This window comes from Streptomyces sp. NPDC001858, from assembly GCF_053594615.1.
The window spans coordinates 291,806-305,412 of record NZ_JBSFEV010000003.1 but is presented as its reverse complement, the minus strand read 5'-3'; the positions used below and the strand labels follow the sequence as shown (position 1 = coordinate 305,412).

Here is a 13,607-nt window from a genome sequence, read left to right as displayed (position 1 = left end):
TTCCTCCTCCGCCTAGAGGCGGTGGATTCCAGCGGTCGCCCGCTGGGGTTCCTGCTTCACCGACGACCGCCCCGTCCGGGAGGACTCCCGTTGAGGTCTTACACCGTCTCCACAGGCAGACGCCGCCAGCCCGGCGGCCAGGATGTTGCGTGCCGCGTTCACGTCGCGGTCATGCACGGTGCCGCAGTCGCACGTCCACTCGCGGACGTTCAACGGCAGCTTCTCCCGGACCGTGCCGCAGTTCCCGCACAGCTTGCTGGACGGGAACCAGCGGTCGATCACGACGAGTTCACGCCCGTACCACGCGCACTTGTACTCCAGCATGGAGCGCAGTTCCGTCCAGGCCGCGTCGGAGACGGCGCGCGCGAGCTTGCCGTTCTTCAGCAGGTTGCGGACGGTGAGGTCCTCGATCACGACCGTTTGGTTCTCACGGACGAGCCGAGTCGACAGTTTGTGCAGGAAGTCCCGGCGCCGGTCGGCGATCCGGGCATGGATGCGGGCGGCCTTCACACAGGCCTTGGCCCGGTTGTCGGAGCCCTTGGCCTTGCGGGACAGCTCCCGCTGCGCCCGAACAAGGCGTGCGCGGTCGCGGCGCTCGTGCCGGGGGTTGGCGATCTTCTCCCCGGTGGACAGGGTCACCAGGGAGGTGATGCCCGCGTCGATGCCGACCGCGTTCGCCGTGGACGAAGCCGGGGCGATGCGGTCATCGCACAGCATCGACACGAACCAGCGTCCGGCGCTGTCGCGGGACACGGTCACCGTCGTGGGCTCCGCCCCCTGCGGGAGGGGACGCGACCAACGGATGTCCAGCGGCTCCGCCATCTTGGCCAGAGTCAGCTGCCCGTCACGCCACTTGAAGGCACTGCGCGTGTACTCCGCCGACGCGCGGGACTTCTTCCGGCTCTTGTAGCGCGGGTACTTCGCACGCCTGGCGAAGAAGCTCCCGAACGCGCTCTGAAGGTGGCGGAGCGCCTGCTGGAGCGGCACCGAGGACACCTCCGTCAGGAAGGCCAGCTCCTCGGTCTTCTTCCACTCCGTCAGCGCGGCGGACGACTGCACGTAGGAGATCCGGCGCTGCTCGCCGTACCAAGCACGAGTGCGCTCCTCCAGCGCCTTGTTGTACACCAGGCGGACGCAGCCGAACGTGCGCGACAGCTCCGCCGCCTGCTCGTCCGTGGGGTAAAAGCGGTACTTGAACGCCCGCTTGACCTGCTGCATCACGCCTCACACAATATCGGCTTCCGTGTGAGTGGCGGGGGTCGGTCGGTGGTCGCATACGGCGAACTGCCCTGGCGGCGATCAACCTTTCCCTTCCCTGCTCCGCAGGGGCTTCGTTTCTCCCCCGCAAGCGGGAGGCACCCCCACACCGGCCTGAAGGCCGGGGTATCCACGAAGGAGCCTCGATGAGCGACGGCCGGCCCGCCGACGGCGGGTCCGCTCCGGACACCGGGCAGGACCCTCGTCCCCAGAACCCCGCGCCGTGGTGGGTGTACCACGGCGACGGGCGCACTCTGGCCGCCCGTGATCTCGACGATCTGCTCATGGGCCCGCCGCCCTGGCGCACGTTCGACGGCGGCCCGCTGCAGCCGCGCCCGGCGAAGGACGAGGCGGAGACGACCCGTCGCATCGGGCCGCCGCTGCGCGACGGCGATCCGCGCCGGCCCGTCGACGTCGACGAGGCGGACATGGTGAACGCGGCCCTGTATTTGCGTCGGCCCTTGCTGATCACGGGCCGTCCCGGCACCGGCAAGTCGAGCCTCGCCTACCGCGTGGCACGCGAGTTACGCCTGGGCCGCGTCCTGCGCTGGCCGGTCACGACGCGTACGACGCTCAAATCGGGGCTCTACGAGTACGACGCCATAGGGCGGGCGCAGGACGCCGCCGCCTACCGCGCGGCGACGGAGGCGGCACCGGGGCCCGCCGACGGCCGGACCCGGATCGGTGACTACATCAGGCTGGGCCCGCTGGGCACGGCGCTGCTGCCGTACCGGCTGCCCCGGATCCTGCTCATCGACGAGCTGGACAAGAGCGACATAGACCTGCCGAACGACCTCCTCAACATCATCGAGGAGGGCGAGTTCGACATCCCCGAACTGGTCCGCATCGCCTCCCGCGAGCCGGAGGCCGAGGTGCTGACCGCCGACCCGGGCGCGTCGGCCCGGATCGCGGGCGGCCGTGTGCGCTGCCGCGCGTTTCCGCTGATCCTCATCACGTCGAACGGGGAGAAGGAGTTCCCGCCGGCGCTTTTGCGCAGGTGCCTGCGCCTCGAACTGCCGCCGCCGGACATCGACCAGCTCGCCGCGATGGTGGCGGCGCGCTTCGGCCAACGGGCCGGCGCCCGCGGGCAGGAGCTCGTCCGGCTCTTCGTCGCCCGCAGCGCGCGCGAGGGCGGAATGTCCGCCGACCAGTTGTTGAACAGCGTACATCTGGCGACGTCCGACCGGTTCGAAGGCGACGAGCACTGGGAGCGGCTCGTCGACTCGCTGTGGCGCAGCCTCGACACGACGAGGCCGTGATGGCTGCCGCCCCCCGGCCTTCGCCGCCGGCGCCCCGTCCGCTGGGAAGCGCGGAGCTGACGCCGTACGAGCTCTCCGACGGGCTGTGGCTCGCCATGTGCCTGGCCCAGCGCACCCGCCCCCGGGACGGCGGGCCCTCCGCCCTGCGGCGACGCCGACGGGGTGCGGCGCGCCCCGCCGAGTCGCCGCGATCCGCCGAGTCGCCGCGCCCCGCTCCGGCGCCCGCGGCGGACCGGGAGGGCGAGCCGTCGGCCGAGCCCCGGCGGCCGTCACCGCCGGGGCCGGAGCCGATGCCCCGGGCGCCGGCCATGCCGGCCTCTTTCGTCGACCCGGCCCAGTCCTCCCGGTCCCCGGCCGTCGACGCGGTGGCGGCCGTATGGACCTCCGTCCCCGGTCTGGAGAACCGGCGGCTGCTGGAACGGGCGCTGCGCCCCTTCCGCCGTACGGTCGCCTCCGCGCACGGGCGGGAGCTGGACGAGGAGCGGACCGCCGAGGCCCTCGTGGAGGCGGAGCCCCGGCTGCCCCGGTACCGGCCGGCCCGGGACCGCTGGCTGGATCTGGTGCTCGTCGTGGACGCCGGGGTGTCGATGGCCGCCTGGCGGCACAGCGTGCGCGAGTTCGCCCGGCTGCTGAGCGGCCTGGGCGCCTTCCGCACGCTCAGCATCCGGCTGCTCGGCACGGACCGGGAGCCGGACGAGGAGCTGCGGCTGTACGGACCCGGCCCGGCCGGCCCCGAGTTCGGCCTGTCGGCCCCCACGCTGCCGCCCCGGCGGCGGGCCGTCGTGGTGCTCACCGACGGCGCGGGCGCCGCCTGGCGCACCGGAGCCGCCCAACGGCTCATCACCCACTGGGGTGAACATGTGCCCGTCGTGGTCGCCCAGCTGCTCCCTCAGCGCTCCTGGCACCGCACCTGGATCGCCACCGACCCCGCCCGCATCCGGGCCACCGGGCCGCTGCCCTGCGGCCCGCACTGCACGGCGAGCGTCAGCGGTGCGGGCGGCGCTCCCCTCGCCTCGGCCGTGCCCGTCGTCGAGCTGGCTCCGGAGCGGCTGGCGCGCTGGGCGCAGCTGCTCATGGGCGACGGCGGCGACTGGCCGGGCGCGCGGGTGCTGTCCGTGCAGTCCGGTGCGCACGGCGGCGATCCCGAGCCGGACCGGGAGTTCGACCCGGCCCGGCCGCCGACGCCGGCCGAACGCGTCCTCGAGTTCCGCGCCGGGGCCTCCCCCACCGCCTTCCGGCTGGCCCAGCATCTCGCGGTGGCGCCGTTGGAGCTCGCCGTGATGGAGACGGTCCAGCAGCTCACCCAGCCGGGCTCGCGTCCCGCCCATATGGCCGAGGTCCTCACCTCGGGACTGCTCGTCACGGAGGACGGCCGGGCCGTCGACCCGTTCGCGGCGACCGCACACCGGTACTCCTTCGTGCCGGGGGTGGCCGAGGAGCTCCTCGCCACCAGCGGGCGGACCGCCACCGCGGAGGTGATGCTGCACGTCATCGTCCGGCTGGCGGTGTCGGTCCCCGAGCTGCGGGACCTCGCCCACGTGCTCACGGCGCCCTGGGCGGAGCGGACGGTGGAGATACCGAGGGAGTCGAGCGGCGACCTCGCCCCGTTCATCCGCACCCTGCGTTCGTTGTCCGGGCCCTATCGGCCTTGGGCGGACCGATTGAGCGCGAGGGTCGAGCGTTTTTCGGCACAGGACAACGGCGTTGATCCCCTAGAATTTGGCGGGTCATCCATGCCGGACGGACCTGTGCCCGACTCTTGTTCAAAAACGGTCACACACCAGCAATTATCGGCCGTTCCCGAACACATGACACCGAGGCCCGAAGGACAGGCAGCGGCGGACAGAGGAGAGCCAGGTTCTATGAGCGATGCAAACGTACGACCTCTGGGGCCGGTGGAGCGGGCGATCGCCGAACGGCGCAAAGTGGGCAGTCCCCCACCCGTTTGGGGGAATGTGCCACCCCGGAATGTGAACTTCACCGGACGGGTGGACGCTCTCCAGGACCTGCATGCACGGCTCACTCAGGGCACTACGGCGATTTTACCCGAAGCACTGCACGGCATGGGCGGCGTCGGCAAATCCCAGATTGCCATTGAATACTCCTATCGCCATAGTTCGGACTATGACATCGTTTGGTGGATACCCGCTGAACAACCTGCCCAAATCCGTGCCGCCTTCGTGGACCTGGCACAACGCCTGCGACTGCCCACCAGCGTCGAAGCCAACACCGCCGTTCCAGCCGTTCTGGAAGCCCTCCGACTGGGCGAGCCTTATCGCAATTGGCTCCTGGTGTTCGACAATGCTGAAAGCCCGGAAACGGTCACATCCTTCTTCCCACAGGGCGGCACCGGCCGGATTCTCGTCACTTCCCGAAACGGACAATGGGTCAACATGGCACGGACCATCGAGGTGGATGTTTTCGCACGCGCGGAGAGTGTCGAGCTTTTGCGACGCCGGGGCCCGGAGCTCACCGACCACAACGCGAATCGACTGTCCGAAGCGCTCGGCGACCTTCCGCTCGCCATCGAACAGGCCGCCGTCTGGCTCACCGAGACCGGAATGCCGGCCGAGGAATACCTCGAACTCTTCGAAGGAAAAAGGGAAGAGTTCGTGAACCGTCGCGCCGAGCTGTTGGAACTCGCCCCGCCGATGGACTATCAATTGCCGGTCGCGGCGGCCTGGAACGTCTCCCTCGACCGCCTGCGGGACACCAACCCCAGCGCCCTCCAACTCCTCCAGGTCTGCTCCTATTTCGCGCCCGAGCCGGTCTCCCGCAGCCTCTTCATGGCGGGCCGCAACGCCAACCTGCCCGGGCTGCTCGGCGAGGTGCTCAGCGACCCGATCCGCCTCGGCCAGGCGCTGCGCGAGGTCAACCGGTACGCGCTGGCGCGCATCGACCACCGCACCAACAGCATCCAGCTGCACCGGCTCGTCCAAGCGGTGCTCATCGACCAGATGACTCCCGCGGAGCAGGCGTCGATGCGCGAGGCGGCCCATCTGCTGCTCGCGGGCGGCGACCCGGGCGAGCCGGGAGTGACCTCCAACTGGCCCCGCTACGCCGAGCTGTTGCCCCATATCCGGGCGTCGCGCGCGGTCGAGTGCGAGAACCACTGGGTACGCAATCTCATCGTCAACACCGTCACCTACCTCTTCGCCTGGGGCGACCACGACGCCTGTCTGGAACTCGCCCAGGAGGCGCTGGAGACCTGGCGGGCCAACATCGGCCCCGACGACCCCCAGACGCTGAGCGTGGCACGCTACTGCGCCCACGCCCTACGGGCGCTCAGCCTGTACTCCGAGGCCGCACAGCTCAACGAGGACAGTCTGGAGCGCCGCCGCAGGACGGTCGGCGACACCCACGAGGACACACTGCTCGCGGCCCGCGCCGTCGCCGTCGACCTGCGCGCCGCCGGGGACTTCGCGTCCTCCGCCAAGCTCAACAAGGAGACCTACGAACAGGCCGTGCGCTCGTTCGGCGAGCGTGATCCGCAGGCCATCGCAGCGGCCGTGGACTACGGGACGGCGCTGCGCCTCACCGGCGAGTTCACCGCCGCCCGCGACCTCGACGCGGTCAGTCTCCAGCTCGCGGTCGACGTCCTCGGCGAGGACGGACTGCTCACCATGATGCTCGTCAGCCTGCTCGCGGTCGATCTCCGGGAGTGCGGCGACTACGTGGGCGCCTGCGAGATGCAGGAGAACAACTCGATCCGCTTCGAACGCCTGGCGGGCAGCGAGACCCCGGCCACCCTGATGGCGCTGCGCCATCTGGGCGAGGCGCGCCGCAAGGCGGGAGACCACGAGGGCGGACACGCGGCCTGCCTGGAGTCGTGGGAGCGCAACCTGCGCCGCAACGGCGAACGCCACATCAACACCCAGTGCGCGGCGTCGAGTCTGGTGATCGCGCTGCGCCAGGCGGACCGCCTGGACGAGTCCGTCGAACTGGGCGAGAGGACACTGGACCAGTTCAAGCGGAGCCTCGGCGAGGGGCACCCCTTCACCTTCGGAGTCATGACGAACCTGGCGGTCTCGCTCCGCCGCAAGGAACAGACCGAGCAGGCGCTGATCCTGAACCGGCAGGCTCATGACGGCCTCATGGCCACCGTGGGCCCGAACCACCCCTACACCTTGTCCGTGGCCATCAACCTGGCCAGTGATCTCTTCACCCTGGGAGACGCCCAGGCCGCGGCCGAGCTGGACGAGGAGACCCTTCGGCGCACCACGCAGGAGTTGGGCGAGCTGCACCCGACCACCTTGGCCTGTGCGCTCAATCTCTCGGCCGATCTCCGGGTCCTGGGCCGGGCGAAGCGGGCGGAGTCGCTGTACGCCGGCACGCTGAGCGCCCTGCGTCAGGCGCTCGGGCAGGAGCACCCGGCCACCGCGGCCGCGTCGCGAGGCGACCGGGCCAACTGCGATGCCGAGGTGTACGTCATCTGAATCCGACGGAGCGCTACGCGAGCCGAGGCGGCGGTGAGACCACGACCGCCGCCTCCCTCTCCCTCTCGTGCTCCCTCTCGTGCTGAAGACCCACGTACTCGGCCACCGCGAGCGGATCAGGTGTCGCGGCGTCGTCAGCCAGTCGCAGATGGACGGCTCGCACCAGCTCCGGCCGTTCCAGCAAGGCGGTCGCGGCCCGGGGGCGTCCCGTGGCCTTGGCCGCCAGTCCGAGGCCCACCCAGGGACTCGACGCCTCGGGCCGACTCGCCACCTCGTGCGCATAGCCGCGCAGCGCCGCGCCGAAGTCGCCGTCCGCAAGGGCGATGTCGGCGGAGGTCGCACCGACCGAGTCGGGATTGCGGCGCAGCCAGTCGAATCTCCGGGGATCCTCCCACCTGAGTTTCACCAGCTGGGACCGGACAGCCGGTTCCCGGGGCAGCACATCGGCGCGTACGACGGATTCTCCGGCGCAGAAACCTTCCGGCTCCAGACCGCTGTGCCAGCGTTCCACCAGCCGCCGGACACCGGACGGGGACGGTTCGCTGTTCCGCAGCCGCCACATACCGCGATGATCGGCGGCGACCAGGCCCGCGTCGGACTCCGCGAGAGGTGAGAGAGGCTCCTCGCACCACGGCGCCATGACCGACCGCATGGTGGACACGAAGGAAGCGCCCAGGTCCGTCAACTCGCCCGATGCCAGCAGGTCGTCCAGGACGGCCAGGGTGCCGTGACGCCACAGCGCGTAGCCGAACTCGGCCCAGAGGGCCTCTTCGTCGGAGGCCGTCAGCCGGTGGCGGCGCCAGAAGGCGACGATGCCGAGATGCGCGTACGCGCCCTGCAGCAGCCCGTAGACCGGGCGGGGGTCACCGCGCCAGGGCGCGTAATGGACGCTGCCGAGTTCCTCCCTCGTCAGCGTGACCAGGTCCAGGAGCGCGCCCAGTTTGATGTGCTGGAACTCGTGGACCAGGCAGACGGCGAGAGACGTGGCGGTCATCGGCAGTGCCATCATCGCGGCGCCGAACGACTCGGGCGACGTGGCGCTGTACGGCTCCGTCCTGGTGGCGGGCGGCAGCGGGACGAGGGTGCACATCGCGTCCGCGAGGCTGTCGGCGGTCTCGGCATGGTTGTCGACCAGGGTTTCCCATGCCTGTTCGACCAGGATCTGCCACCGAATCCGGCTCTGGGTGTTCAAGGCCGCGGGTTCCAGCGTTGATTCGAAGGACCCGTAGGGGTCGACGTCGTCCAGCGAGAGCCGCAGGGCGTGCCGACCCACGGCGGCTCCGACGCCGGGGAGCGGACGCCAGTTGGGCGCGGCCGATTCCAGGCGGTCCGGCAACAGCACGCACGCCCCTTTCGGGGTGATGACCGCCGTGCTGCCGGCTCCTCGGCCGGCCCGCCGCACCGTGGCGACGTGGGGCTGCGCTTCCTCCCCGCCACTGCTGTGCGGAAGCACGACCGTGCCGAGCGAGGGGAAATGAACCAGGGCGCCGTCCCGCACCGGCACCTGGGCGGAGAACTCGACACCGGCCCGCATGGCGGCGGCGGCCGCCAGCGTATGCAGGTAGCCGACCTCCACCCACAAGGGAACGTCGCTGGACGTGACGCCTCGCATGCGCCGGAGAACGTGGGCGGCCCATACGCCGGTCGAGGGGTGCATGAATACCGCGTCAAATGCACTCGCGCTCTCGTACTGGACCCGGCCGAGCAGCTTCCAGGCGGAACTCACGGACGGGAGAGATCCCATCACGGCGGGATCCGCCGTGACGGCTTCGAAGACCATGCGGAGCACCACGAGGCGCTTGCTTCGCTGCCCGTCACGGAGCAGGCCGACGGTTTCGAGATCACCGCCCCCTGCCGAGAGTTGGGCGATTGCGCTCATCGGCAGACGGTGCACGGCAAAGGAATCCTGCCGAGTCGGCCGCGTCTCACGCGAAGAGAAAGCAAGCCGTAATTCAGGCCCCTTCTCCCCCCTCAACTACCGGCCTCCCGCCTGCGCGGTGGCCCCTCACCGACCCGCCGGGGCGAGCCGCTCAGCACGGCGGCGCCGTCTGTGACGCTATCAACGGCTCCGGCAGATCCACCTGACGAAGAATGCGCCGCACCGACCGATCAAGATCTCCCGAAGGGCACAGCATCAGCTCGTCCAGGGAAAGATCAGCCACGTTCACCAGTTCTGTCGCGATGTGGTGCTGGTGCTCCGGGCGATTCATCCGACCAAACCCCCTGTCCGGTGCGGTCTTTGACAGACCGTCACTCTCATGATGCCCGCGTACGGACAACGAGGGAAGGGGACCCTGTCCTCGTGGCCGAGGTCATTCGTCCCCGGGGTCACGGCTCCACTCCAGCGTCACCACGAAGTTGGCCTCCGTCGCTCCGCGGGCGACGATCACTCCCGCTTCCGCCGACAACTTGATGCCGAATTCGACGCTCACCCGGTCCGGGGTCTGCGGCAGATCCCGCAGTTTCTCCCACACCGCGGCGGCGACGGGACGGATCCTGTCGAGGGACCGCTGAAGGCTCTCCTGGGCGACTGCCGCGACGTCCCCGGGCCGTGCGACCCGGACGATGCCGTCGGTGTCCTCCGCCACCTCGACCCGAATGGATTCGCCGCCGTCGACCGGAACCTCGATCACATATGCCACGATGCCCACTTCGTTCCAGCCCGCTGAATCGGTCCGAACCACAGCAGAATAGGGCGCGCCGACGAGGATCCGCCATGGTGCGCACCGCTTCGCCGTGGTCCGTCCGCCTCAGCCTTCGAGGTAGGCGAGTACCGCCAGGATCCGGCGGTTGTCGTCCTCGGACGGTTCGAGTCCGAGCTTGGTGAAGATGTTGCGGCTGTGCTTGCTGACGGTCTTCTCGCTGACGAACATCCGGGCGGCGATGGCGGCGTGGGAGGGGCCCTGGGCCAACACCTCGCGGAGGAGAGCGGCAACCCGAACCGCTACGGTCTCGGCCTGGAGAAGAAGGGCAGCGCCCCCGAAGGGGCGCGGGGAACTGCGCGACCAGCCACGACGGCGCCGCAGCAGAACGAGATGGCACCTCGCCGCACTTCCAGCGGAGCGTTCAGCGCGGCGGCTACCGCAGGGTGTGCGCCTTCTCCATGGCGTCAGGCCGGGTCCGGTCGGTGTGCCGGGGGCGTTGGGCCCAGCGGACGGCCGGCGGTGCGGCCAGGCCGGTGAGGGCGAACATGGCTCCGACGACGTACCAGCCGGGGCGGCCCCAGTTGATGCACAGCGCGATGAGCAGACCCGGCCCCAGAGCCTCGGCCAGTCCGGCGCCCAGGCCGAACACGCCCAGGTACTGGCCGGTGGCGTGCTTCGGGGCGAGGGCGAAGGACACCTCGAAGCCGGCGGCGGCGTGCCAGAGTTCGCCGACCGTGTGGATCACCACGGCGACGATGAGCAGCGTCGCGGCGGCCCATGCGGGGATGCCCGCGGACAGGGAGATCAGCGAGCAGGCGATGAGGAAGGCGACTCCGGCCCGGCGGTAGGCGCGGCCGCCGGCCGCGGGGGAATCGATGTCGCGGCTGGCGCGCAGCTGGAAGGCGACGACGATGACCGTGCCGGTGAGCATGGTGCCCGAGATGAGCCAGTGCGGGGCTGTGGTGGCGCCGACCAGCCAGAGCGGGATGGCGACGGTGAGCACCTTGAACTGAACGGCCATGACGCCGTCGAGGACGGTGAGCAGCAGGTAGGGGCGGTCTCGCAGGGCGATCCAGCGGGGGCCGCCGGCGGCCGGCACCGGTGCGACCGGGGGGAGCAGGATCAGGAGCGCCGCGGAGACCACGAAGGCGATCGCGTTGCCGACGGCCATGAGCTGATAGGCCGTGAGGGTGCCCACCTGGACGACCCAGCCCGCGCCCAGAGCGCCGAGGGAGATCCCGACGTTGGTCACCGCGCGGAGATAGGCCCGGAACTCCTGCGGCCGGTCTCCTCCGTAGTGCCGGATGAGCGGGGAGCGGGCGGCTGTTCCGGCCGCCTTCGCCCCGGCAGCCGCGCCGACGGCCAGCACGAACGGCCAGAAGCCGTCCACCAGCACGAAGCCCGCCGTGGCCAGCGCCTGGACGGCGAGGGTGGCCGCGTAGACACCGCGTGCTCCCTGCCGGTCCGCCAGATGACCGACCGCGACGCCGAGGGCGAGTGCGACCAGTCCGGCGATGCCGAGCCCGAGCCCCACCTGGTCCGCCGGAAGGTGCACCGCCTCGGTGAAATACAGCACCCCGGCGGTCAGATAGAGGCCGCTGCCGACGGTGTAGACGAAGTTGGAGGCCGCGAGGACGCGCTGCGGTCCGGTGTCCGGAATCAGGCGGGGCATGGCGGGACTCCCACGTCGCAGGCGGGCGGCAGAGGCATTGTGTGCGGGGCGCCGCCCATGGAACGGACGCTGTCAGGCTTACGGCACCCCGCACTATTGCAATCTATAAGCTATTGCGAAGCATTCGCAACAGCTGCCTTCGGGGCCACGAATACGCGTAGGTCCCACGGGCCGAGGTCCAGCGCCGTGCCTGCGGGGAGGGGCGTGCCGTCCAGGGCGTCCGAGAGGTCGGCCGGCGCCGCCACGCGAGCGGGCTCCCAGCTCCAGTTGTGGACGATGTGCACCCGGCGTCCGTCAGGGGCCGTGCCGGTCGTCGCCGTGACGGAGGCCGGCAGGTCGCCCCAGCCGCTGCGGGCGGCCGGCGCCAGCCACTCGGCCAGGGCGCGCGCGAGATCGCGGCCGGGCACGGTGCCGACGTACGTGACGCGGCCCTCGCCGTGGCGGCGGGTGGTGACGGCGGGCCAGCGGCCGAAGTGCGGGTGGTCGTACGCGGCGAGGACGTCGGCGTCGGCGACCGTCAGGCCGTCGGCCCAGTGGGTCGCCGTCGCGGTGTCCGGCAGCAGGAGGGGGCTGCCGGGCACGGCGCGGACCGGGACGGCGTCGGCGAGGTTGCTGAACTCGTCGTACGACACGCCCGCGGCGTCGGTGAGGCGGGCGGGGGCCGTCTCGTGCCGGGCCCGTGCCTCGTGGTCGGCGTAGCCGGTGCGCGGGCCGAGGACCAGGTGGCCGCCGGCTTCGGCGTAGGCGGCGAGCCAGTCGAGCGTGGTGTCGTCGGCGAGGTAGAGGGCGGGGACGACGAGGACCGGGTGGCGGCGGACGGCCTCCTGGGGCGCCAGCCCCTCCCGCTCCCCGCGCGGGTCGTGCAGCTGGCGGGCGTGGACGATGCGGACCTGCCGGCCGGCGTCGAAGGCGCCGCGGTAGAAGGGGTCGAGGATGCGGTGGTAGGCGGCCGGGTCCGGTTCGCCGTCGGGGGTGGCGAGCGGGGGGTACTTCTGCATCAGCCACTTGCTGGGGGTGGAGTAGACGACGGTGATGTCGGCGTCCGGTTCGAGACCGGCGACGAGCGGTCCGGCCGTCTCGAACTCCGCTCCCAGGGCGGCCAGTTCGGCGTAGGTGCGGCCCGGTCGGCCGCTGTGCGGCAGGACGCCGCCCCAGTAGGTCTCCGCGCCGAAGCGCAGGGTCTGCCACTGCCAGTACTCGATCATGCGGGCCCCGCGGCCGACGAGCGCCCAGGCGGCCTGGCGCCACTGGCCGTCGTAGGCGGGGCGGTTGTCCCAGGGGTAGCCGATGGACGACGCGTTGGTCTCGGTGACCAGGAAGGGCTCCTGGCGTGAGGAGAACATCCAGTCGGCGGTCTGGTAGAGCGCCCACAGACCGGTCGTCAGCCAGCGCTGCTCGTGCTCGTCGGGGGTGGGGTCGGGCAGCAGGAGGCCGTCCTGCATGGCGTAGTACGGGTTGCCGGTGGCGATGTCGAGGCGGTCGGTGAGTTCGTCGTCCTCCACGGCGGGGCGGGTGTACGAGATGCAGGTGGTGACGAACTGCCCGGGACGCGCGTACTCGCGGACGAGGTCGGCCTGCCAGCCGATGAACTCGGTGCACTGACGGGCCTGGAACTCCCGCCAGGCGACGTCGTACTGGGGCTGGACATTGCCGTCGGGCGTCCACAGATCGGCCCAGGTGGACAGACGGTGGGACCAGTAGACCAGGCCCCATTCGCGGTTGAGGGTCTCGACGTCGCCGTACTTGCCGCGCAGGTGGTCGACGAAGCGCTGGAAGACGCCGTGGTTGTGGAAGAGCTCCAGGCCCGGTTCGTTGTCGACCTGGAAGCCGATGACCGCCGGGTGGTCGGCGTACCGGGCGACGACCTTGCGGATCACGCGCTCGGCGTGGAAGCGGAACCCGGGGTGGGTGAAGTCGACCTCCTGCCGCGCGCCCCAGCCGATGCGCTCACCGGTGCGCCGCTCGCCGGTGATCTCCGGGTACTGGCGGGCCAGCCACGGCGGTACGGCATAGGTCGGGGTACCGAGGATGACGGAGATGCCGCGTTCGTGCGCGCCGTCCAACACCGGCTGCAGCCAGTCGAGTTCGAAGCGGCCGTTGTCCGGCTCCCAGGTCGACCAGACCGACTCGCCGACCCGGATCACGGTGAAGCGGGCGTCGGCCATCAGGTCGAGGTCGGTCTTCAGCTGCTCCTCGGGCCGTACGTCGGGGCCGTACGCGGGCTGGTACTCGTGGTAGTAGGCAGCGCCGAACAGAACGCGGGCGGGCAGATCCGCCATGGACAAACCTCCATAGACAAGGGAGTCGAGGGGAGCAACGGGGAGTCGAGGAGCGGGAG

Annotated in this window: 8 protein-coding genes and 1 pseudogene; 2 read left to right on the top strand and 7 right to left on the bottom strand. The window is 70.8% G+C overall.

Going from position 1 to position 13,607, the window contains the following annotated elements; translation table 11 throughout:
* Positions 1–12: 12 nt before the first annotated feature.
* A complete protein-coding gene (locus tag ACWCPF_RS06045; protein WP_451043733.1) occupies positions 13–1,221 on the bottom strand; it encodes an RNA-guided endonuclease InsQ/TnpB family protein in 1,209 nt (402 codons plus the stop codon).
* 182 nt (positions 1,222–1,403) lie between these two features.
* On the opposite strand from ACWCPF_RS06045, the gene ACWCPF_RS06040 reads away from it, so the two are divergent.
* Both ACWCPF_RS06040 and fxsT read left to right on the top strand, forming a co-directional pair.
* A complete protein-coding gene (locus ACWCPF_RS06040; protein ID WP_451043732.1) occupies positions 1,404–2,516 on the top strand; it encodes an AAA family ATPase in 1,113 nt (370 codons plus the stop codon).
* Entirely contained in the window at positions 2,516–6,952 is a 4,437-nt protein-coding gene (gene fxsT / locus ACWCPF_RS06035) for an FxSxx-COOH system tetratricopeptide repeat protein (RefSeq protein WP_451043731.1), read from the top strand. Before ACWCPF_RS06040 ends, fxsT begins: the two co-directional genes overlap by 1 nt.
* A 13-nt stretch (positions 6,953–6,965) precedes the next feature.
* Here fxsT and ACWCPF_RS06030 read toward each other — a convergent pair whose 3' ends face one another.
* From ACWCPF_RS06030 to ACWCPF_RS06005, 6 genes and pseudogenes are all read right to left on the bottom strand, one after another.
* Positions 6,966–8,831, bottom strand: coding sequence for an aKG-HExxH-type peptide beta-hydroxylase (locus ACWCPF_RS06030; RefSeq protein WP_451043730.1), 1,866 nt, complete (start codon positions 8,829–8,831; stop codon positions 6,966–6,968).
* A 151-nt stretch (positions 8,832–8,982) separates the two neighbouring features.
* Entirely contained in the window at positions 8,983–9,162 is a 180-nt protein-coding gene (locus ACWCPF_RS06025; protein ID WP_451043729.1) for a hypothetical protein, read from the bottom strand.
* Between the two features lie 102 nt (positions 9,163–9,264).
* The gene (locus tag ACWCPF_RS06020; RefSeq protein ID WP_451043728.1) at positions 9,265–9,594 is read right to left on the bottom strand and encodes a CU044_2847 family protein; all 330 of its coding nucleotides are present in this window, start codon (positions 9,592–9,594) and stop codon (positions 9,265–9,267) included.
* Between the two features lie 108 nt (positions 9,595–9,702).
* Positions 9,703–9,870: pseudogene (locus tag ACWCPF_RS06015) on the bottom strand (helix-turn-helix domain-containing protein); the annotation flags it as partial.
* A 160-nt stretch (positions 9,871–10,030) separates the two neighbouring features.
* Entirely contained in the window at positions 10,031–11,269 is a 1,239-nt protein-coding gene (locus ACWCPF_RS06010) for an MFS transporter (RefSeq protein ID WP_451043727.1), read from the bottom strand.
* Positions 11,270–11,379: 110 nt separating this feature from the next.
* Positions 11,380–13,548: a beta-galactosidase gene (locus tag ACWCPF_RS06005; RefSeq protein ID WP_451043726.1), complete on the bottom strand. Its 2,169-nt coding sequence runs from the start codon at positions 13,546–13,548 to the stop codon at positions 11,380–11,382.
* Positions 13,549–13,607: the final 59 nt, after the last annotated feature.

Bases quoted from the DNA above. Each gene is read 5' to 3' on its own strand.
- ACWCPF_RS06025 (WP_451043729.1), bottom strand. From the start codon at position 9,162: ATGAATCGCCCGGAGCACCAGCACCACATCGCGACAGAACTGGTGAAC.
- ACWCPF_RS06040 (WP_451043732.1), top strand. From the start codon at position 1,404: ATGAGCGACGGCCGGCCCGCCGACGGCGGGTCCGCTCCGGACACCGGG.
- ACWCPF_RS06005 (WP_451043726.1), bottom strand. From the start codon at position 13,548: ATGGCGGATCTGCCCGCCCGCGTTCTGTTCGGCGCTGCCTACTACCAC.
- fxsT (WP_451043731.1), top strand. From the start codon at position 2,516: ATGGCTGCCGCCCCCCGGCCTTCGCCGCCGGCGCCCCGTCCGCTGGGA.
- ACWCPF_RS06030 (WP_451043730.1), bottom strand. From the start codon at position 8,831: ATGAGCGCAATCGCCCAACTCTCGGCAGGGGGCGGTGATCTCGAAACC.
- ACWCPF_RS06010 (WP_451043727.1), bottom strand. From the start codon at position 11,269: ATGCCCCGCCTGATTCCGGACACCGGACCGCAGCGCGTCCTCGCGGCC.